Origin of the sequence: Spiroplasma endosymbiont of Amphimallon solstitiale (assembly GCF_964030965.1) — a bacterium.
Taxonomy (GTDB): domain Bacteria; phylum Bacillota_I; class Bacilli_A; order Mycoplasmatales; family VBWQ01; genus Spiroplasma_E.
Window position 1 is genome coordinate 626,535 of the sequence record NZ_OZ034999.1, and the last position, 20,879, is coordinate 647,413.

Consider the following 20,879-nt stretch of genomic DNA (forward strand, 5'->3'; position numbering starts at 1 on the left):
TATATGGTATTTTTAATATTAAAGAGGTGATTTTAAATGAATAAAATACAGTAAAAGAAATTTTAAATAATTTGTCTGATAAAGATTTTATTGAGATTTTTAGAGAAAATAAAACTAGAATTAAACAAATTGAGAAAAAAGAAAAATTTGAAGCAGTCGAACAAAAATTCAAAGAGAAAGGGATTCAATGTCCAGATTGTAGTTCTTTTTTGTGTACTAAATATGGTAGTAAAGATTATAAGCAAAGATATAAATGTAAAAGTTGTAATATTACTTTTCATGCTTTTAAAAATCATTATTTTTATTAAAGTCATTTATCTCATGATCAATGAGATTTATTGATACAAATAGCTACTTTAGGTCAATCTTTTAATTATGTAGAAAAGTATGGATGACCAAAAATTATTCATCAATTTACACTTAAAATATTATTTTTAATTAAAAATTTGTTAAAAGTAACATTATTTAGTGTAAAAATTCTCTAAAAATAACACTTTATCATGTATCATTACTTTTCTACAAAATTAAAGGGTCAATCTGCTTACATTATTTCTCAATTTATTAATACTACAAATAAAACTTTTAATTATGTAGAAAAGTATGGATGACCAAAAATTATTCATCAATTTACACTTAAAATATTATTTTTAATTAAAAATTTGTTAAAAGTAACATTATTTAGTGTAAAAATTCTCTAAAAATAACACTTTATCATGTATCATTACTTTTCTACAAAATTAAAGAATAAAACTGCCTGATTTAATCGTCAAAAATTTATGAAATCAACACAATTAGTAAAAACACAAAATCAATTTGTAAAATTAAAAGCTAGAATTGAAATTGACGAAACTTTTATCAAAGAAATTCATAAAGGAAACTTTAAAGATCCAAATGATCCAAGAAAACAATGAATTGAAGAAAATGCTAAAGATTTAAATTGTTGTATTCAAATGGCAATTGATGAAAACCGAAATATCTATGCTCAAACAACAAATACTAAAAGATTAAATAAAAAATGACTACAAGAAAACTTAACATCGAAACTTATCGAAGAAAATTCAATTATAGTTTGTGATATGCAAGTATTATATGATACAGTAGCTAAACAAACTAAATCCACTATCCAGCAGTTTAAATCAAAAGAAAATAAAGAATTAAATTATAAAAAATTAAGTAATGTCAGTAAAATACAATCAAGTTTAAAAGAATTTATTACTCATTACCATGGCATTGGATTTACCAATATTCAAAATTACCTCAATTTATGGAAATGAAAATATCAACACTACGGATTAACCCCTTATCAAAAATCCAATGTGTTATATTTCAGTTTGTAAAAAAAATAAATCCCAAAATTTAATAAAATCAAATTTTAAGTCAAGTTGATGACTTTTTTTATTTTACCACTACTTTTCTACAAAATTAAAAGATTCTTCCTTTAATTTTGTAGAAAAGTAATGATACATGATAAAATGTTATTTTTAGAGAATTTTTACACTAAATAATGTTACTTTTAACAAATTTTTAATTAAAAATAATATTTTAAGTGTAAATTGATGAATAATTTTTGGTCATCCATACTTTTCTACATAATTAAAAGATTCTTCTGCTAAAACTGAAATTTTAGAAACAATATTACTACTTAAAAAATTAGATAATAATCTTACCTTATCACTTATTTGTAAATTTTTATTTTTCTTGTAAATTTTAATAATACGTTTACATGTACTTTTTTTCAAAACTAATTTAGCAGTACCGCGACGTTGATTTGAAAAATATACAAATGCTAGTAAATTATAACCGAATCTCTTTGTCATTATAATTCCCCTGACTATCTTAAATTATAAATTAAAAACTATTTTACTTTAAATTAATATAGTTTAATTATAACAGAACTAGAAAATTTAATAAACATATAAGTTTATTTCAAAAAAATTAAATTAAAAATCTCAATAAGATTTGTCCATAATTATGAAGAAAAGCAATAATAAAAAATAAGTAGTATTATTTCATATTTTTAGATATAATTATTCTAATTTAATAAATGTATATACCTAATATAGCTATTTTTCTATATTAATATTTTTATTAAACCTGAATTGTAAAATTAAAAAGGACACTTATATAAAAATTAAATTGTGTTAATTCTATAATTAAGAAAAGAAAGGAATTAGTACAATGTATAAGTATCTGACTATTGAATCAATAATAGCAATAAAAGAATATAAAAGTTATGGATTTTCGATTCGTAAAATAGCAAAAGCCATTGATTATAGTAAATCAACTGTACATAGAGTTTGTAGATTATTAAATCAAAACTTATTACCATTAGAAATATTGAATAAAATTCAAAAAAATAAACAAAATGCAGGTAGAAAATTAATAATTTTAACTTTAATAGAAATTAATACTATTAATCATTTGTTAATTACTAAAAATTATGCTCTTGATATAATTGCTAATTTTTTAAAGGAAAATAAAATAAAAAGTATTTCAACAAAAACTTTATATAACATGTTTAAAACAAATCGAATGGGTTTTGATGAAAATAACTTATTGAGAAAAGGAAAAAATAAACCTCACAAACAAAAAGAAACTAGGGGCAGAATTAATAATTGTAAGTCTATTCATGAAAGAAATTTAATCATTCCTAATATTAAAAATATAGAAGAATTTGGTCATTTAGAGGGTGATACTATCATTGGTAAAGATCATAAAAGTTCTATTATTACTTTAGCTGATATATGATCAAAAACCACAATTCCTTTAGCAACTAAAAATAATAAATCAGAAAATATTACAAAAAGTATAATAAAATTTATTTCAAAGTTACAAAAAGGAACAGTTAAAACTATTACTTTTGATCGTGGTAAAGAATTTAGTAAATGAAAATTAATCGAAAAAAATTGTAATGTTAAGATTTATTTTGCAGATCCTGGTAAACCTTGTCAAAGAGGTTTAAATGAAAATAATAATGGTATTTTAAGAAGATATTTACCAAAATCTACAGATCTATCTTCATATAAACAAAAAGATTTAAATACTATAGCATTTCAAATTAATTCTACACCCAGAAAATCACTATCTTATAAAAGACCAATAGATTTAATACAATTATTTTAAAAAACTGTCCCATTTATATTTACAATTCAGGAAATTAAATATCCAAATAAAAAAGGAAAAATAAAATGTTAAAAAAAATATATAAAGAAATATTTTCAACTATGTTAGTAATTGATAATAAAGATAATAAATTTTGTTTTAAAATAAATATAATTAAAACTTCTAATAAAATTAGACAAAAATACAATATTAAAAAAGAAATAATCAATGACTTATTATTACCATATAAAAATGTTACTAGTTATTCTACTAAATTATTTCCACTACACTATTTATTAGAAAATATTAGCAAAGGCATTATTAATAATAATGCCTTTCAAAAAATATTAAATAAAAATATAATAAATAATTGTAATAATAAAAGTTTCTCTATTATATAATTCCACTATATTTTTTAACGGGCGCACAACTAATACGATGAATATCACAAATACCATAATTTTGTAATGCTATCTGATGATTTTTTGTATAATACCCTTTATGATTTTTAAACCCATAATTAGGATATTGAGTATCATAACCAATCATAATTTTATCTCTTACTACTTTAGCAATAATCGAAGCGCTAGCAATATTAAGTGATTTTTGATCACCTTTAACTATTGCTTCAACTTTTCCTAGAAAATTAGGAAATTGCGGTTTTTCAAAATCAACTAAACACACATCAGGTACTATTTTTAATTTATTAAATGCTTCTATCATTGCTAAAATACTAGTCTGCTTAGGATTATGAATATTAACAAATTGATGACTTTTAATACTAACAGCAACTGTTAGTGCATTATCAATTATAATTTGATACATTGCTATTCGTTGTTTTGCTGATAATTATTTTGAATCTTTAATTAAAGGATGATTAAAGTTTGGTTTAAGAATAACGCTTGCAACAACAATTGGTCCTGCAATAGCTCCCCTTCCCACTTCATCAAAACCAGCAATTAATGTTCCTGATGAATAATTATCAATTTCGTATCGTAAACTACTTTTCATGTTTTAAAATCTTAGGTGGTATTTCAAATGAAATTAATCCTAGTTTCCCTACTTGTAAATCATTAATAAATAAATTCATGGCACGATGAGTATTATCTTCATCATTAGCCAATTTTAAATGATATTTTTGTGCTAATTTCTTAAAATAAAGAAATAATGTTTCATCATTAATATTTTTAATTTCAAAATTAATATTATAATATTTTACTAATCTTTCATAATAATTCTCAAGTAAAAAGGTTAAAGCAAAATTAGCCATTTCTTCTAAAAATAAATGTTTAACAGGAATTGCTTTAATTAAAGCTAAAATCATTACTACTTTTTGATCATTCATTTTTGGTGGTAAAATACCAGGACTATCTAACAAATCAATCGTTGGATTTAATTTAATTCATTGTTGACCTCTAGTAACACCAGGTATATTAGCAGTTTGTGTTACTTTATGTTGTAATAAATTATTGATAAATGTTGATTTACCCGTATTTGGTAATCCCATAATTAATACCTTAATTTTTGGATTAACAATACCTTTTGCCAATTGTTTTTCCATTTGTGGTTCCATTAATTTAGTAATTAAATTTAATAACTGCGGTTTCATTTTTGTAGTTAATGATTTTGCCAATAAAACAGAAAAACCTTGACTTTCAAAAAAAGTAACTCATTCTTTAGTAAAATTATCATCTGCTAAATCAACTTTGTTAAGAACAATAATTCTTATTTTTTTCTCTAATAAACGATCTAATAAACTACTTTTTGTTGCTAATGGTGCTCGTGCATCTAAAACTTCAATTGCAACATCAATAATTGGTAACTTAGTTTCAATTGCTTTAATGGCTTTCATCATATGACCAGGGAATCAATGAATTTGATTATGGGTACTTTCATTAGGCATTTTTTTAACTCCTTTAATACATTTTATTATTATTTTATATCAATTTAGAAAACCACCATTGATTTTAATAACGGTGGTTTAATTATTATTTAACGGGTTTTACTGTTTTAATTTCTTTAATTCTAGCAGCTTTACCGCTTAATTTACGTAAGTAGAAAATACGTGCTCTTCTTACTTTACCCTTACGAATAACATTAATTTTATCAATTAATGGTGAATGTAAAGCAAATGTTTTTTCGACACCTTTACCACCAACAGTTTTACGAACAATAACATTTTGCGTAATTCCTGAACCTTTGCGAGCAATAACTACTCCTTCAAACATTTGAATACGTTCTTTTTTTTCTTCTTTAATTTTAGAAAATACTTGGATTGTATCTCCAGATTTAAAATTAGGAAGATTATGATTTAGTTGACTTTCACTAACTAATTTAATAATTGCATTTTGCATGTTTTATTTCTCCTTTCGTTTATTTTTTTTAAGTGAAGATTTATATTCTTCAATTATTATTTTATCTTTTGCAGATAATTGATATTTTTTAAATAAATCAATTCTTTTTTTATAAGTATTAATTAATGCTTGTTGATGACGATATTCTGTTATCTTTTCATGGTGACCACCAATTAGAACTTCTGGTACTTTCATACCTAGTACTTCTTCTGGTCTTGTATATGTTGGATAATCCAATAATGAGTTATTAAAAGAATCATTAAGATGAGATTGATGTTGAATAACATTAGGAATTAACCTAGTAATACAATCAATAATAACCATTGCTGGTAATTCACCACCAGTTAATACATAATCACCAATTGAAATCTCTTCATCAATATAAGACATAATGCGTTGATCAATACCTTCGTAATGACCACAAACTAAAATATAATTAATATTTTTTTGACTATATTTATAAGCTAATTGTTGATTTCATTGTTGACCTTGTGGACTAAGTAAAATTGTTTTAGCCTCAGGATATTTAAGTTTTACACTATTAATAGCATTAATTACTGGCATTGCTTGTAAAACCATACCATTGCCACCACCATAAGGAGCATCATCAACTTGTTGGTGTTTATTATTAGCAAAACTTCTAATATCAATAATATCAATGCTAATTTGTTTTTTAGTAATAGCTCGTTTGATGATTGATGTTTGCATAAAATCATTAAAAGCATTGGGAAATAAAGTTATAATTGTGAATTGGTTTTTAGTCATTATTAATTAATCCTTCAATAATATTAAAATAAACTTTTTGTTCTTCTTTATTAATTTTATTAATAAATACTTTATTATTAGGAATAAAAAAGGTTTTTTTATTAGTCATTTTTATTTCTCATAAACCTTGATGATTATTATCCAAGAAAGCAATAACTTTTCCTAAAAAAGCATTATTATTAGCATCAAATGCTTCATAATTTAGAATATCTTCATAAAATCAAGGTAAGTTGTCATTAATTATTTCTTCAGTATTAATAACTAAATTTTTATTTTTCATACCTTCTACTAACTCAATAGTATTATAATTTTCAAATGTTAATAATAAAAACTGCTTATGATTTCTTACTCTTGAAATAATTAAAGGTGTTAGTTGTTTAGTTTCTTCTAAATAAACTGTTGTTTTTTCTTTTCATGAAAATTTATTACCATAATAATTACATAAAACCTTAACTTCACCAATAAGACCATGAGTATTAACAATAGTACCTAACTCTAAATATTTCATCTTAAAACTCATTAATTACTAATTTAATAGTATTGTTTTCTAAATATGCCTTGCTTTCAATAATTGTTGATAATGCACGAATAGTATTTCCTTTTTTACCAATCAATACTGATATTAATGATTTTGGTACCATTAATATTAAATCATAGTGATTTTTTTCTACTAATTCGCGAATCTCAACTTCACAAATTTTATCAAGTAAAATTGGTTCAATTAAACGTTCTAACAATGTTACATACATATTAATTAATCACTTGTAGCATATTTTAATATTAAGTAGCGGGTGCTTCTTCTTTTTTAATAGAATTAGTAGTAGCAGTTTTTTTATTTTTTACAGTAACTTTTTTTGTTATTTTTTTAGGTTTGCTACTTTTTCTCTCTTGTCTTAAATTATGAAATTTAGTCATAATTCCTTCTGCTGATAATAAACTACGAACAGTTTCTGTTGGTTGAGCACCATTTGATAAAAATTTTAATGCTTTTACTTCATCGATAGTTACTTGTTTTTCTTTGCTTGTTGGATTATAAGTACCTAATTTATCAATATATCTACCATTAAGTTTTGTTCTTGCATCAATCACAACAATTCTGTAACTAGGTTGCACTGATTTACTTTTTCCTGTTGGTATTAAGCGTAATTTAACCATAAATTACCTCCTTCTATTAATTTGTGGCAAATAAACCTTTTTAATAATATCTTATTCACATAATGATGTCAAGTTAAAATACTTAACAGATAAAAAGATTTTAAAATAATAATTTCTTTATTTTTACTAAGTTACATATTTTTTCTAAATAAATAAGTTTTTCTATTAAAAACACTTACTGATGTAAGTATTTAAATAATTTATTTATTAATATTTAATTATTAAAATAATTGTTAATTTTAATAACTATATTTATCTATTTACATTTTTGGCAAAATTGGTTTACTAAAAATACTGGTTGATTGAGAACTTACATCATCATTAATAAATGGATTTAATTTTTCTGGATAAGAAGATTCTTCACTATCGCTACTTGCATTTGAGTCAAAACCACTATCTTGTGAACAAAATGAACTTCTTTTTTTACTTAGTACTTCAATTGCTTCCTCTGCAATTTCACATTCAGGTTCATTATTAGTTTTTCCACTGAGCATTTTTTTAAATTCTTCTTCTAAAATGTCAACTTCTGCAAGAACACTAGTTATTTCAAACATATTTTTCTTTAGTTTTTCAATCAAAATAGTAGTTTTTTCTTCTTTTAGTTTTTCATTTTCTAATTCTTTCGCTTTTATCAATTCTTCATTATTAATTTTATAATTTTCTAATTCTTCTTGTTGAACTGTTATTTTTTTATTTCAATCTCAAAAACCAAAAGTAATAATTTTTAAAAAATTATTTTTTCATTTACTAATTTTTTTATTATTTAAACTTGCAATAATATTACTATATTTATTATTGACTACTAAATAATTATCAATAGTCTGTTGATTTTGATCTAAAATTTTGGCAATTTGTTCTATTTCATATTTATAATTTTCTTGATATTTTTTCTTAGTTTTTATTATTTCTTCTTTTAAAAAAATAAAAAAAATGTTATATTTTTGTTCTTGTTCTATAGTTATATTAAATAATGAAAAAATATTGTCTAATTTTTCAATTAATTCATTATATATTTCTATATTTTCTCTTATTTCATGATAATAATATTGTTGCATCAAATCTATACTATTAATATTATTTGTATTTAAACTTTTTATAAACTTATTTATATTAACTAAATCATTTACCATTCTTCTTTACCTCTTATTTTTTTTATTAATAAACCCATTTACTTAAAAAAGCAATGGGTTAAAAACTTATATTAAACTTAATAATTATATTGTACATATTATTTTTTGTTTTACAAAATTTATTTATTTTTCATAAAATTAGTTTTTTTTACTCTTCCTGAATTGTAAATATAAATGGGACAGTTTTTTAAAATAATTGTATTAAATCTATTGGTCTTTTATAAGATAGTGATTTTCTGGGTGTAGAATTAATTTGAAATGCTATAGTATTTAAATCTTTTTGTTTATATGAAGATAGATCCTTTAATTTTGTAGAAAAGTAATGATACATGATAAAGTGTTATTTTTAGAGAATTTTTACACTAAATAATGTTACTTTTAACAAATTTTTAATTAAAAATAATATTTTAAGTGTAAATTGATAAATAATTTTTGGTCATCCATACTTTTCTACATAATTAAAAGATAGATCTGTAGATTTTGGTAAATATCTTCTTAAAATACCATTATTATTTTCATTTAAACCTCTTTGACAAGGTTTACCAGGATCTGCAAAATAAATCTTAACATTACAATTTTTTTCGATTAATTTTCATTTACTAAATTCTTTACCACGATCAAAAGTAATAGTTTTAACTGTTCCTTTTTGTAACTTTGAAATAAATTTTATTATACTTTTTGTAATATTTTCTGATTTATTATTTTTAGTTGCTAAAGGAATTGTGGTTTTTGATCATATATCAGCTAAAGTAATAATAGAACTTTTATGATCTTTACCAATGATAGTATCACCTTCTAAATGACCAAATTCTTCTATATTTTTAATATTAGGAATGATTAAATTTCTTTCATGAATAGACTTACAATTATTAATTCTGCCCCTAGTTTCTTTTTGTTTGTGAGGTTTATTTTTTCCTTTTCTCAATAAGTTATTTTCATCAAAACCCATTCGATTTGTTTTAAACATGTTATATAAAGTTTTTGTTGAAATACTTTTTATTTTATTTTCCTTTAAAAAATTAGCAATTATATCAAGAGCATAATTTTTAGTAATTAACAAATGATTAATAGTATTAATTTCTATTAAAGTTAAAATTATTAATTTTCTACCTGCATTTTGTTTATTTTTTTGAATTTTATTCAATATTTCTAATGGTAATAAGTTTTGATTTAATAATCTACAAACTCTATGTACAGTTGATTTACTATAATCAATGGCTTTTGCTATTTTACGAATCGAAAATCCATAACTTTTATATTCTTTTATTGCTATTATTGATTCAATAGTCAGATACTTATACATTGTGCTAATTCCTTTCTTTTCTTAATTATAGAATTAACACAATTTAATTTTTATATAAGTGTCCTTTTTAATTTTACAATTCAGGCTTATTAAAGTCAAAATACTATAATTTTAATAATCTATTTTATAATTAATTTATAGTAAAAAATGCTTTTAACTAATAATTATTGTTAATACTAAAGTTATTTATTAAAATTAATAATAATTTCCAAAAAGAAGAAGTTTCAAATATTATATGTTAGAATAATAATACAAGATTCACACTATCACATCTTGTCCCATAAGTGTTTAACTAAGTTTTTGATTATAAAATTAATATTTAAAAAATTAGAAAAAATATAAAAGTTTATAAAAAACTTGCATAACAAATTATACTTATTTAAAAATTATTAGACTCCCTTGTATAAAGAATTTGAGATAAAATATGAGCATTACTTCAATTTTAAAGTATATGTTGATGTTATATAAATATAATAATAGTAACCTACTTTAAAATCATTAAATAATTTTAAAAATAACATTTTAGAATTTAAAGTTAATAATATTTTTTAACAAGTTAAAAAATATTAAAATTGGTAATTTTTACTAAAATTTAAAAAAGTCATTTATAATGATAGAAGATTAAAAGAGATAACTTTTAATTAAAAGTTATCAAATTATAAAAGAAAGTTAGGTGCCAAATAATGTTAATTAATATAACAACTAATAATTGCATCATTAAAATAGAGGTTTTTTATTTCAATGTTTCATTGACGCAAACTTAACTATTGAACAAAAAAATACATCTGATTATCTAATGATTTAAAAAATTTTTAAATATTTTTTCAAATTATTTAAAAATCTAAAATTAATAGTCATTTTTTAACTTGTTTAAAAAAATTATTAAAATTGGTAATTTTTACTAAAATTTAAAAAAGTCATTTATAATGATAGAATATTAAAGAAGATAGTTGACCTTAAAACACTTTTTAATTAAATTATTAAAACTACAAAAAAGAAAGTTAGGTGCCAAATAATGTTAATTAACAAAACAGCTGATGAGTGTATCATTGAAACTGGCGGTGCTTTATTCCAATGTTTCGTTGATACAAATTTAACTGTTGATCAAAAAAAAATGTGTATAAATTGAATTGTTTTATTTTTAAACTATCAAGATGCAGTTATTCTTTGTGATGAAGAAAAAATTAATAGTTTACAAAAAGAACTTTCAGAAACATTCACAACAGATTATTATAAAAATGCTTTAAAAGAATTTAATAATGCAAATCTTATATATAAAAAAACTATACTTACCAATTTTAAAAACGTATGTTTGAAAAATACTTCACAAGATATTATTAATATTATCACTCAATTCCATCAGTCATTTATTAAAACAATAGATGAACATAAAAAATCACTTACCTTTTTGAATTTAAATAAAATATATGAAAATCTTTTATTATTATTTTTTATAATTCACTACCATTTAGGCTATCAATTTAAACAAGAATTAATTCCAATCATTAGAAGTTTCACTAATATGATTAAAATTCCTATTTATATTGAACAAAATGATAGTCATGTTAAAATGTTATTAATGAAAAAAATTTTGCAAGATAATGAACAATTATTTGAAGATCTCGGATTAATTCAATTGAGAAATTTTATTCATAGTTTAGATGATATATTTGCTAATGGTCTTAATATTAGTAGTGCCATTGAAAAATTAATATTAACTAGACCACATAAAATAAAATATTCAATGAATATGTTATTTAAAAAATACGGTATTAAACTACGAGAAATACTTTGAAAAAATAATAAAGAAAGTAATCCTACCATTGGTAATATGATTATGCACTTATTTGCTTATGAAACATATTATGTGCAAAGAAATCACAACTATGAAACATATGAACAACTAGTATTAAATAATGTTTTAACAGATCCTCTTTTTCAAAAAATATTTGTTGAATATAAAACAAAAAATCAAATTAATAAGGTTATTTAAAAATAATGATTACTTTAATTTTTTACTTAGAAAATTAAAGTAATTTTTTTACACTTTTTTATACAAATTAAAAAACATAAATCAAAAATATATATTATTTTTTTTATATCTAATCTTAATATTTAAAAATATAAATATTTTTAAATAACCTGAATTGTAAAATTAAAAAGGACACTTATATAAAAATTAAATTATGTTAATTCTATAATTAAGAAAAGAAAGGAATTAGCACAATGTATAAGTATCTGACTATTGAATCAATAATAGCAATAAAAGAATATAAAAGTTATGGATTTTCGATTCGTAAAATAGCAAAAGCCATTGATTATAGTAAATCAACTGTACATAGAGTTTGTAGATTATTAAATCAAAACTTATTACCATTAGAAATATTTTTTAATTATGTAGAAAAGTATGGATGACCAAAAATTATTCATCAATTTACACTTAAAATATTATTTTTAATTAAAAATTTGTTAAAAGTAACATTATTTATTGTAAAAATTCTCTAAAAATAACACTTTATCATGTATCATTACTTTTCTACAAAATTAAAGGAAATATTGAATAAAATTCAAAAAAATAAACAAAATGCAGGTAGAAAATTAATAATTTTAACTTTAATAGAAATTAATACTATTAATCATTTGTTAATTACTAAAAATTATGCTCTTGATATAATTGCTAATTTTTTAAAGGAAAATAAAATAAAAAGTATTTCAACAAAAACTTTATATAACATGTTTAAAACAAATCGAATGGGTTTTGATGAAAATAACTTATTGAGAAAAGGAAAAAATAAACCTCACAAACAAAAAGAAACTAGGGGCAGAATTAATAATTGTAAGTCTATTCATGAAAGAAATTTAATCATTCCTAATATTAAAAATATAGAAGAATTTAGTCATTTAGAAGGTGATACTATCATTGGTAAAGATCATAAAAGTTCTATTATTACTTTAGCTGATATATGATCAAAAACCACAATTCCTTTAGCAACTAAAAATAATAAATCAGAAAATATTACAAAAAGTATAATAAAATTTATTTCAAAGTTACAAAAAGGAACAGTTAAAACTATTACTTTTGATCGTGGTAAAGAATTTAGTAAATGAAAATTAATCGAAAAAAATTGTAATGTTAAGATTTATTTTGCAGATCCTGGTAAACCTTGTCAAAGAGGTTTAAATGAAAATAATAATGGTATTTTAAGAAGATATTTACCAAAATCTACAGATCTATCTTCATATAAACAAAAAGATTTAAATACTATAGCATTTCAAATTAATTTTACACCCAGAAAATCACTATCTTATAAAAGACCAATAGATTTAATACAATTATTTTAAAAAACTGTCCCATTTATATTTACAATTCAGGTATCATTATAAAATTAACTTGTCACTACTATTGGTTTTTTCCTTTAATTTTGTAGAAAAGTAGTGGTATTAGTAAAATTAGCAAAAATATATTTTTATATGGTATTTTTAATATTAAAGAGGTGATTTTAAATGAATAAAAATACAGTAAAAGAAATTTTAAATAATTTGTCTGATAAAGATTTTATTGAGATTTTTAGAGAAAATAAAACTAGAATTAAACAAATTGAGAAAAAAGAAAAATTTGAAGCAGTCGAACAAAAATTCAAAGAGAAAGGGATTCAATGTCCAGATTGTAGTTCTTTTTTGTGTACTAAATATGGTAGTAAAGATTATAAGCAAAGATATAAATGTAAAAGTTGTAATATTAATTTTCATGCTTTTAAAAATCATTATTTTTATTGAAGTCATTTATCTCATGATCAATGAGATTTATTGATACAAATAGCTACTTTAGGTCAATCTGCTTACATTATTTCTCAATTTATTAATACTACAAATAAAACTGCCTGATTTAATCGTCAAAAATTTATGAAATCAACACAATTAGTAAAAACACAAAATCAATTTGTAAAATTAAAAGCTAGAATTGAAATTGACGAAACTTTTATCAAAGAAATTCATAAAGGAAACTTTAAAGATCCAAATGATTCAAGAAAACAATGAATTGAAGAAAATGCTAAAGATTTAAATTGTTGTATTCAAATGGCAATTGATGAAAACCGAAATATCTATGCTCAAACAACAAATACTAAAAGATTAAATAAAAAATGAGTACAAGAAAACTTAACATCGAAACTTATCGAAGAAAATTCAATTATAGTTTGTGATATGCAAGTATTATATGATACAGTAGCTAAACAAACTAAATCCACTATCCAGCAGTTTAAATCAAAAGAAAATAAAGAATTAAATTATAAAAAATTAAGTAATGTCAGTAAAATACAATCAAGTTTAAAAGAATTTATTACTCATTACCATGGCATTGGATTTACCAATATTCAAAATTACCTCAATTTATGGAAATGAAAATATCAACACTACGGATTAACCCCTTATCAAAAATCCAATGTGTTATATTTCAGTTTGTAAAAAAAATAAATCCCAAAATTTAATAAAATCAAATTTTAAGTCAAGTTGATGACTTTTTTTATTTTACCACTACTTTTCTACAAAATTAAAAGTTTTTTCTCCAAAGTGACATAATTAACATTTTTTTATCTTGAAAGGAAAAATAATAAAATGTCAACAAATAAATATGATTTTGATATTGAAAAAGATAAAAATTGAGAACAAGCAGTGAAATGTAAAGAAAATATTTTTATTAAATGCCGAACAGAAAAAATACTATTATATGCAAATTATTAGAAGATAAAGATAAAACAGAAATGCAACAAAATGAAGTAAAAACATTTCAAACACTATTTAAAAAAAGAACGTCAGAAAAGAATAATTTATGTAATGAAAATTTAGAAAATATACAATTTGAACAAATAACTACATGAAATAAATATTTACAAAAAGAAATTAACAGTAATACCACTAATTATTTTTTTAACAAAAAAAGAAGAAGCAATACTTTTTAATCAATATTATATTAATTTTACAATAAAAATGTACCTAAAAATTTAAAGGTACATTTTTATTATTTTCTATTTTTTATTAACTTTGTATCATTCTAATTCTAAATCTTGTGCAACATCCATAACTACTTCTGACATTGTTGGATGTGGATGACAAGAAGAGGCTAATTCAACAATAGTACCTTCCGTTTGCATAATATTAACAATTTCAGCAATTATATCAGTAGCCGTTGAACATAAAATATGAGCACCTAGGATTTCTCCATATTTTTTATCAATAATTATTTTAACAAAACCATCAGTCTCACCATCAGCCAATGCCTTACCATTAATAGTAAATGGTATTTTCTTCATCAAATATTCTTTACCTAAAGATTTACATTCAGTTTCAGTTAAACCAACACTTGCCACTTCAGGGAATGAATAAATACAACTAGGCATTTTATTATAATCTACTTCTTGCTCTTTCAATGGCTGATTATCAGCATCCGTTCTATCTTCTTTAACTAAAATATTATTAAGTGCTGCTAATCCTTGTGTTGATGCAACGTGAGCAAGCATTCTTTGACCATTAGCATCTCCAATTACATATATATTATCAATAACATTATTGTTAGCATCTAAAGCTTCCAATTTATTATTTACGGCAAATGCTTGATTAGGCTTAATTTGAATTCCCAAATTAGTAAAACCTTCAGTAATTGGCGTTCTTCCAGTACTTAATAAACAATAGTCACTAGTTACTGTTAATGGTTTTTTATGTTCTTTATCGGTTGCAGTATAATAAGTTAAAGTTTTATCCTTTAATTCATTAACACTATGACCAGTAATAATATTAACACCATTTTTTTCAAGAATTTTAGTTAAAGTTGTACTAATATCTTCATCTAGTAATGCTAAAATACGATCTAAATATTCAATAATAGTAACTTTAGTACCAAGTGTACTAAATAAACAAGCAAACTCAATTCCAATAACACCACCACCAATAATAGTTAGTGTTTTTGGAACTTCTTTTAAAGAAAGAATTTCAGTCGAAGTTAATAATGTTTGGTTTATTTTTAAATCTTTTTCACTTAAACCTTGTGGACCATTAGGATTATCAAACATTTTTACTTTTGAACCAGTAGCAATTATCATATATTTAGTAGTATATTTCTTTTCTTTACCGTCTTTAGCTTTAACTAAAATCGTATTTTTATCAATAGCACTTCCAATCCCTAATAATTGTTCAACTTTATTAGATTTCATTAAAAAGCCAACACCACCAGTTAAACCTTTAACAACACCAGCTTTACGATCTTGCATTACTTTTCAATTAATTTCAATATTTTTTTTATCTTTAATAGCAACACCATATTTATCAGCATTTTCAATATAATGAAAAACTTTTGCACCCTTTAGTAACGTCTTAGTAGGAATACATCCAACATTTAAACAAACTCCACCTCAGTTATCTTTTTCAACAATTGCAGTTTTTAATCCCATCTTTGCTGCTCGAGCCGCTGTTATATAACCACCAGGACCTGCCCCGATAATTATTAAATCAAAATCATAGTTAGACATCTTTTACATTTTCTCCTTAAGCTAAAATTAATGTTGGATTTTCTAATAACTCTTTAAGTCGAGAAAGGAAATAACCAGCAGGTGCACCATCAATAACACGATGATCAATTGAAAGTGATAATGGAAAGAACTTATGTTCAACAATTTTACCATCAGCAATAATTAGTTTTTTTTGCATCATCCCTAGACCCAAAATTGCTACTTCTGGATAATTAATAACTGGTGTTCCCATTTCAATTCCTGCTGAACCAAAATTAGTAATAGTAAATGATCCACCTTGCATTTCATCACCTTTTAATAGCCCCTTACGAGCTTTATCACCTAATGAATTAACTTGTCTTGCTATTTCAAATAATGAAAGTTGATCAGCATTTTTAATAACAGGAACTACTAAACCCTTTTCAGTATCAGCTGCCATACCAATGTTATAATATTTTTTAACAAGAATTTCATTATTAGCCATGTTCAAAGTTGAATTAAGTAATTTAAATCGTTCTTCTTTTAACGCTTTAGCAACAGCCTTTACAAAGAATGGCATAAATGTTAATTTAGCACTACCATCTGGATCTTTTTCCGCTGGTTCTTTTAAAGTTGCACGTAATTGTACTAAGTTTTCAGCATCAATATTAATCATTAAACTAACATGTGGTGCTGTATAAACTGATAATGACATTTGATTAGCAACAGCCTTACGAATTCCTGATAATGGTAAATGTTCAACATTACCAAAACTTTCGATTTTAGTAACATTAATACCTTGTGAACTAATAGTTGTAGCAGAAACTGAAGATATTGAATTAATAGGTGTTGTTGATGCAGTAGCACTAGTTGTTGTACCACCATTCTTGGCATTTAATAAATCATCTTTTAAAATTCTACCACGAGGACCAGTTCCTTTAATTGTTCCCATATCAACACCTAAGTCACGAGCCATTCTACGTGCTAATGGCGTTGCTAATACTTTACCCGTTTGTTGAATAGATTGTACATTTTGTTTTGGTAATTCAACTGGTGATACTGTAGATGTACTAGCAACTGATTCAGATTTTGGTGAAGAATTTGTTGATGAAGGACTTTTATTATCACTAATCGTTCCACCAAACTCAACAATAACAGCACCTGACTTAATACTATCTCCTTCTTTAACAAGAATCTTAGAAACTTTACCATCTGCTTCGGCTTTAATACTATCTGAAGCTTTATCTGCTTCAATATCAACAACATTATCACCTTTTTTTACATTATCTCCAACTTTAACATGAATTTGAGTTACAGTAACTTCATCGATTCCATCCATATCTTTAAACTTCAATTCCATCTTTTCACTTTCCTTTCTTTAAACAACTAACTAAACTGGATAATTCATCATTAGTTTAACTTTTTCCATAATTTTATCTGGACTAATTATAAATCATTTTTCACCTTTAGACAGTGGAACAGTAATATCATAACCTGTTAATCTTGTTGGAGGACATTCTAAATATTCAAAACACTTTTCATTAACAACGGTAATAATTTCTGAGGCAACTGAAAATGAACGAACCGCTTCTGAAACAACTAATAATCTTCCTGTTTTTTTAACAGAATTAACAACTGTTTCTTCATCTCATGGTTGTAATGTTTGTAAATCAATTAATTCAATTTTAAAATTTTCTTTTTCTTCTAAAATTTTAACAGCAGCTTCACAATCATAAACTTTTGAACCATAAGTTACAATCGTTAAATCAGGTTTTTCTTCAGCCTTATATTCTTTAAGAACTTTAGCTTTACCAAGAACAGCCACTTCATAAGCATCACTAACTTCTTCTCTAACATCATATGTATAATTATTGCTAGTATAACTATTGAAATAAGTTCCTAAACATTCTAAAACAATAACAGGATCTGGACTTTCAATTGCTGCCAATAATAATTTTTTAGTATCATTAGGTTTTGAAGTCATAACTACTTTTAAACCTGGAATATGACAAAATAAAGCTTCAATTGCTTCTGAATGATGCTCCAAAGCACCATTATTACCATTATTTCAATCATATGAAGGCATACGTACTACCATTGGACAAGTGAATCTACCACGAGAACGATTTCTCATTCGTGCAGCATGACATAACAATTGTTGAAAAGCAGGGAAAGCAAATCCTGAAAATTGCATTTCAATAATTGGATTTAAACCATTAATTGCCATTCCAACAGCACTACCAGCAATAACTGCTTCAGCAATTGGTGCATCAAAACAACGATTAACGCCAAATTTTGCTTGTAAACCTTTAGTTGCTCGAAAAACACCACCAACATTACCGGCATCTTCACCATAAACAACAACATTAGGATTTTTTTTCATTGCTAATTCTAAGGCTAAAGTAATAGCTTGCACATTATTTCTTTTCATAATTATTTTTTCTCTCCTTCATTGAAGAAAGCTTTTGCTTCTGCTTTTTGTTCTATTAATTGTGGTGTTAATTTTTCATATGTATAATCAAATATTTCATCAATTGAAACATTTTCATTTTTTAATGCTCAAGTAATTGCATCATTAACCTTTTTAGTAATTTGTTTATCTAATTCTGCTTGTTTGTTGTCATCTCAAAGCTTAATTGATTTTAAATATTCTCTAATACGATCAATTGGATCTTTTTTTAATCATTCTTGTTCAATTTTATAATCTTCAGCAGAAAAATAATCTTTTTTAATATCAAAAGCAGAATGCGCATTTTGACGATAAGTAACAGCTTCAATTAATGAAGGACCATTACCTTTTTTTGCTCTTTCAATTGCTTCTTGTGTAGCATAATAAACAGCAAAAAAATCATTACCATCAACACGAATATTAGGTACGCCAAATGCTATTCCTTTTTGTGCAAAAGTTGGACTCATTGTTGCTTTAGCAGTTGGTGTATCTAATGATCACTGATTATTTTCAACAAAGAAAACAACAGCTAATTTATGGATAGCAGCAAAATTAATTGCTTCAGAAAACTCACCTTCAGAAGTACCACCATCACCAATCGTAGTAATAACAATTCCTTTATCTTTTTTATATTTTTCAGCAAAAGCAATACCTGTTGCATGTGAATATTGAGTAGCAATTGGAATATTAACTGGTAAAATATTAACACCTTTCGGCATTTGACTTCCCATTTCATTTCCTAATCAATATTGAATTACTTTTTCAACTGGATATCCAGCAGTAATTCATGCTGCATTATTACGATAGGCTGGTACTAATCAATCAATACCTGGTCGTAAGCAACTAGCATAAGCAACTTCAATACCTTCTTGACCTTTTGAAGATAAAAAGTTAATAACTTTTCCGATTACTTTTGGAATTCCATTTACTAATTTAACTTGTCCTTTTTCATCTTTTTCATAGTTTAATTCCATTTGCATTTGTTCTTGTATTCGTGAAAAACACATGTTTTCATATGCTTTTAATAAAACCTTACTATCAAATTTTTTTAAATAATCAACAAAATTAGGATTAATTACTCCTTTTTCATTTAATATTTGAAAAATTTCTTTTTGTGGATTATCAAATTTCTCAACTCACATTTAAATTTTCCTCCTAAATATTTTAGCTAATTGCAGTTACACTTTTAATTATACTAATTTTTAAAATAATGAATGAACATACCTTTTCATTATACTACTAATAATTGTTGGTTCAAGATAATTTGTACTAAAATATTAATTTATCTCCGGTTTTATTAATATCCTAATTTTTTTATTTCCTATTATCATGTAAAAATGAAAAATATATTCTAACAATAAACAAAACAGAAAAAATAATTCAAATCATAATATCATTGTTTATTTATTTTTTACAACATAAAGTCCTAATAAAATTAGGACTTTATAATAAAATTTATAATCATAAAACATTATCAAGATAATAAATATACAATAAAAATATTTTTATTTAATGTAAGATAAATATTCTTCATATCCTTCTGTAATCATTTCTGATAATGGAATAAAACGTAAAGCTGCTGAATTAATACAATAGCGTAAACCGCCTTCTTTTTGTGGACCATCCTTAAAAACATGTCCTAAATGAATATCAGTTTTTTTAGAACGTACTTCAGTACGCTGCAACATTAGGTTAGTATTATCTTCCTTTTTAAGGATAACTATTTCACTAATTGGTCTTGTAAAACTTGGTCAGCCATGACCAAAATTACATTTATCTGATGATGCAAATAATGGTTCACCTGATAAAATATCGACATAAATTCCCTTTTCCTTATTATCTCAATATTTATTTTTAAAAGGAAGTTCCGTTACTGAATTTATAATAACTTCATATTGTAAAGTAGTTAACTCATTAATAGTTTTAATTTTTCATTTTTGTTTCATATTTTTATTACCTTTTTCTTTTAATTATGTAGAAAAGTATGGATGACCAAAAATTATTCATCAATTTACACTTAAAATATTATTTTTAATTAAAAATTTGTTAAAAGTAACATTATTTAGTGTAAAAATTCTCTAAAAATAACACTTTATCATGTATCATTACTTTTCTACAAAATTAAAGCCTTTTTCTAAACAA

The 20,879-nt window shown here is 23.5% G+C and carries 23 protein-coding genes and 5 pseudogenes; 12 read left to right on the forward strand and 16 right to left on the reverse strand.

Annotated features, from left to right (window positions below; translation table 4 throughout):
* Positions 1 to 71 precede the first annotated feature (71 nt).
* From AAHH39_RS03880 to AAHH39_RS03895, 4 genes are read left to right on the forward strand one after another with little or no spacing between them, the layout of a single operon-like run.
* On the forward strand, positions 72 to 308 hold the full coding sequence (locus tag AAHH39_RS03880; RefSeq protein ID WP_342218904.1) for a transposase-like zinc-binding domain-containing protein: 237 nt from the start codon (positions 72 to 74) through the stop codon (positions 306 to 308).
* Positions 309 to 338: 30 nt separating this feature from the next.
* A complete protein-coding gene (locus tag AAHH39_RS03885) occupies positions 339 to 485 on the forward strand; it encodes a hypothetical protein (protein WP_342218905.1) in 147 nt (48 codons plus the stop codon).
* 15 nt (positions 486 to 500) lie between these two features.
* Positions 501 to 698 (forward strand): hypothetical protein, encoded by a 198-nt coding sequence (locus tag AAHH39_RS03890; protein WP_342218906.1) that lies wholly within the window; start codon positions 501 to 503, stop codon positions 696 to 698.
* Positions 699 to 713: 15 nt separating this feature from the next.
* Positions 714 to 1,337, forward strand: coding sequence for a transposase (locus AAHH39_RS03895; protein WP_342218907.1), 624 nt, complete (start codon positions 714 to 716; stop codon positions 1,335 to 1,337).
* 144 nt (positions 1,338 to 1,481) lie between these two features.
* On the opposite strand, the gene AAHH39_RS03900 is transcribed toward AAHH39_RS03895, so the two are convergent.
* On the reverse strand, positions 1,482 to 1,817 hold the full coding sequence (locus tag AAHH39_RS03900; RefSeq protein WP_342218908.1) for a hypothetical protein: 336 nt from the start codon (positions 1,815 to 1,817) through the stop codon (positions 1,482 to 1,484).
* Positions 1,818 to 2,178: 361 nt separating this feature from the next.
* On the opposite strand from AAHH39_RS03900, the gene AAHH39_RS03905 reads away from it, so the two are divergent.
* Together AAHH39_RS03905 and AAHH39_RS03910 are read left to right on the forward strand one after the other, a co-directional pair.
* Positions 2,179 to 3,123: an IS30 family transposase gene (locus AAHH39_RS03905; protein WP_342217458.1), complete on the forward strand. Its 945-nt coding sequence runs from the start codon at positions 2,179 to 2,181 to the stop codon at positions 3,121 to 3,123.
* Between the two features lie 65 nt (positions 3,124 to 3,188).
* Positions 3,189 to 3,503, forward strand: coding sequence for a hypothetical protein (locus AAHH39_RS03910; protein ID WP_342218909.1), 315 nt, complete (start codon positions 3,189 to 3,191; stop codon positions 3,501 to 3,503).
* Here AAHH39_RS03910 and AAHH39_RS03915 read toward each other — a convergent pair.
* The 10 genes and pseudogenes from AAHH39_RS03915 to AAHH39_RS03960 form a co-directional block, all read right to left on the reverse strand.
* Positions 3,496 to 4,113, reverse strand: a pseudogene (locus tag AAHH39_RS03915) (ribonuclease HII). The gene AAHH39_RS03910 and the pseudogene AAHH39_RS03915 overlap by 8 nt on opposite strands.
* Positions 4,103 to 5,005: a ribosome biogenesis GTPase YlqF gene (gene ylqF / locus AAHH39_RS03920; RefSeq protein WP_342218910.1), complete on the reverse strand. Its 903-nt coding sequence runs from the start codon at positions 5,003 to 5,005 to the stop codon at positions 4,103 to 4,105. The pseudogene AAHH39_RS03915 and the gene ylqF overlap by 11 nt, the downstream one beginning before the upstream one ends.
* A gap of 85 nt (positions 5,006 to 5,090) precedes the next feature.
* The gene (rplS, locus tag AAHH39_RS03925) at positions 5,091 to 5,456 is read right to left on the reverse strand and encodes a 50S ribosomal protein L19 (protein ID WP_252319419.1); all 366 of its coding nucleotides are present in this window, start codon (positions 5,454 to 5,456) and stop codon (positions 5,091 to 5,093) included.
* A gap of 3 nt (positions 5,457 to 5,459) precedes the next feature.
* Positions 5,460 to 6,221, reverse strand: a complete 762-nt coding sequence (gene trmD, locus AAHH39_RS03930) for a tRNA (guanosine(37)-N1)-methyltransferase TrmD (protein WP_342218911.1) — start codon at positions 6,219 to 6,221, stop codon at positions 5,460 to 5,462.
* Positions 6,214 to 6,741, reverse strand: a complete 528-nt coding sequence (rimM, locus tag AAHH39_RS03935) for a ribosome maturation factor RimM (RefSeq protein ID WP_342218912.1) — start codon at positions 6,739 to 6,741, stop codon at positions 6,214 to 6,216. Before rimM ends, trmD begins: the two co-directional genes overlap by 8 nt.
* Positions 6,731 to 6,970 (reverse strand): KH domain-containing protein, encoded by a 240-nt coding sequence (locus AAHH39_RS03940; protein ID WP_174481612.1) that lies wholly within the window; start codon positions 6,968 to 6,970, stop codon positions 6,731 to 6,733. Before AAHH39_RS03940 ends, rimM begins: the two co-directional genes overlap by 11 nt.
* A gap of 142 nt (positions 6,971 to 7,112) precedes the next feature.
* Positions 7,113 to 7,376 (reverse strand): annotated as a pseudogene (rpsP, locus tag AAHH39_RS03945) (30S ribosomal protein S16); the annotation flags it as partial.
* Between the two features lie 260 nt (positions 7,377 to 7,636).
* Positions 7,637 to 8,506 (reverse strand): hypothetical protein, encoded by an 870-nt coding sequence (locus AAHH39_RS03950; protein ID WP_342218914.1) that lies wholly within the window; start codon positions 8,504 to 8,506, stop codon positions 7,637 to 7,639.
* Between the two features lie 187 nt (positions 8,507 to 8,693).
* Positions 8,694 to 8,807 (reverse strand): annotated as a pseudogene (locus tag AAHH39_RS03955) (IS30 family transposase); the annotation flags it as partial.
* A gap of 45 nt (positions 8,808 to 8,852) precedes the next feature.
* Positions 8,853 to 9,809, reverse strand: coding sequence for an IS30 family transposase (locus AAHH39_RS03960; RefSeq protein WP_342218915.1), 957 nt, complete (start codon positions 9,807 to 9,809; stop codon positions 8,853 to 8,855).
* Between the two features lie 1,015 nt (positions 9,810 to 10,824).
* On the opposite strand from AAHH39_RS03960, the gene AAHH39_RS03965 reads away from it, so the two are divergent.
* From AAHH39_RS03965 to AAHH39_RS03990, 6 genes and pseudogenes are all read left to right on the forward strand, one after another.
* Positions 10,825 to 11,802, forward strand: a complete 978-nt coding sequence (locus AAHH39_RS03965; RefSeq protein WP_342218916.1) for a hypothetical protein — start codon at positions 10,825 to 10,827, stop codon at positions 11,800 to 11,802.
* A gap of 233 nt (positions 11,803 to 12,035) precedes the next feature.
* Positions 12,036 to 12,188: pseudogene (locus AAHH39_RS13280) on the forward strand (helix-turn-helix domain-containing protein); the annotation flags it as partial.
* 171 nt (positions 12,189 to 12,359) lie between these two features.
* Positions 12,360 to 13,151: pseudogene (locus tag AAHH39_RS03975) on the forward strand (IS30 family transposase); the annotation flags it as partial.
* A gap of 162 nt (positions 13,152 to 13,313) precedes the next feature.
* On the forward strand, positions 13,314 to 14,273 hold the full coding sequence (locus tag AAHH39_RS03980; RefSeq protein WP_342218919.1) for a transposase-like zinc-binding domain-containing protein: 960 nt from the start codon (positions 13,314 to 13,316) through the stop codon (positions 14,271 to 14,273).
* A gap of 150 nt (positions 14,274 to 14,423) precedes the next feature.
* Entirely contained in the window at positions 14,424 to 14,549 is a 126-nt protein-coding gene (locus AAHH39_RS03985) for a hypothetical protein (RefSeq protein ID WP_342218920.1), read from the forward strand.
* Positions 14,510 to 14,767 (forward strand): hypothetical protein, encoded by a 258-nt coding sequence (locus AAHH39_RS03990; RefSeq protein WP_342218921.1) that lies wholly within the window; start codon positions 14,510 to 14,512, stop codon positions 14,765 to 14,767. The genes AAHH39_RS03985 and AAHH39_RS03990 overlap by 40 nt, the downstream gene beginning before the upstream one ends.
* A gap of 66 nt (positions 14,768 to 14,833) precedes the next feature.
* Here the strand turns inward: AAHH39_RS03990 and lpdA are convergent, their stop codons facing one another.
* The 5 genes from lpdA to msrB all read right to left on the reverse strand — a co-directional run bounded on the left by lpdA (position 14,834) and on the right by msrB (position 20,683).
* Positions 14,834 to 16,330 (reverse strand): dihydrolipoyl dehydrogenase, encoded by a 1,497-nt coding sequence (gene lpdA / locus AAHH39_RS03995; protein WP_342218922.1) that lies wholly within the window; start codon positions 16,328 to 16,330, stop codon positions 14,834 to 14,836.
* Between the two features lie 16 nt (positions 16,331 to 16,346).
* A complete protein-coding gene (locus AAHH39_RS04000; protein WP_342218923.1) occupies positions 16,347 to 17,648 on the reverse strand; it encodes a dihydrolipoamide acetyltransferase family protein in 1,302 nt (433 codons plus the stop codon).
* 30 nt (positions 17,649 to 17,678) lie between these two features.
* The gene (locus AAHH39_RS04005; protein WP_286642632.1) at positions 17,679 to 18,719 is read right to left on the reverse strand and encodes an alpha-ketoacid dehydrogenase subunit beta; all 1,041 of its coding nucleotides are present in this window, start codon (positions 18,717 to 18,719) and stop codon (positions 17,679 to 17,681) included.
* A gap of 2 nt (positions 18,720 to 18,721) precedes the next feature.
* Positions 18,722 to 19,879 carry a thiamine pyrophosphate-dependent enzyme gene (locus tag AAHH39_RS04010; RefSeq protein ID WP_342218924.1) on the reverse strand — a complete coding sequence of 386 codons (1,158 nt, stop codon included), beginning with the start codon at positions 19,877 to 19,879 and terminating at the stop codon, positions 18,722 to 18,724.
* A gap of 363 nt (positions 19,880 to 20,242) precedes the next feature.
* A complete protein-coding gene (gene msrB / locus AAHH39_RS04015) occupies positions 20,243 to 20,683 on the reverse strand; it encodes a peptide-methionine (R)-S-oxide reductase MsrB (protein ID WP_338957257.1) in 441 nt (146 codons plus the stop codon).
* Positions 20,684 to 20,879: the final 196 nt, after the last annotated feature.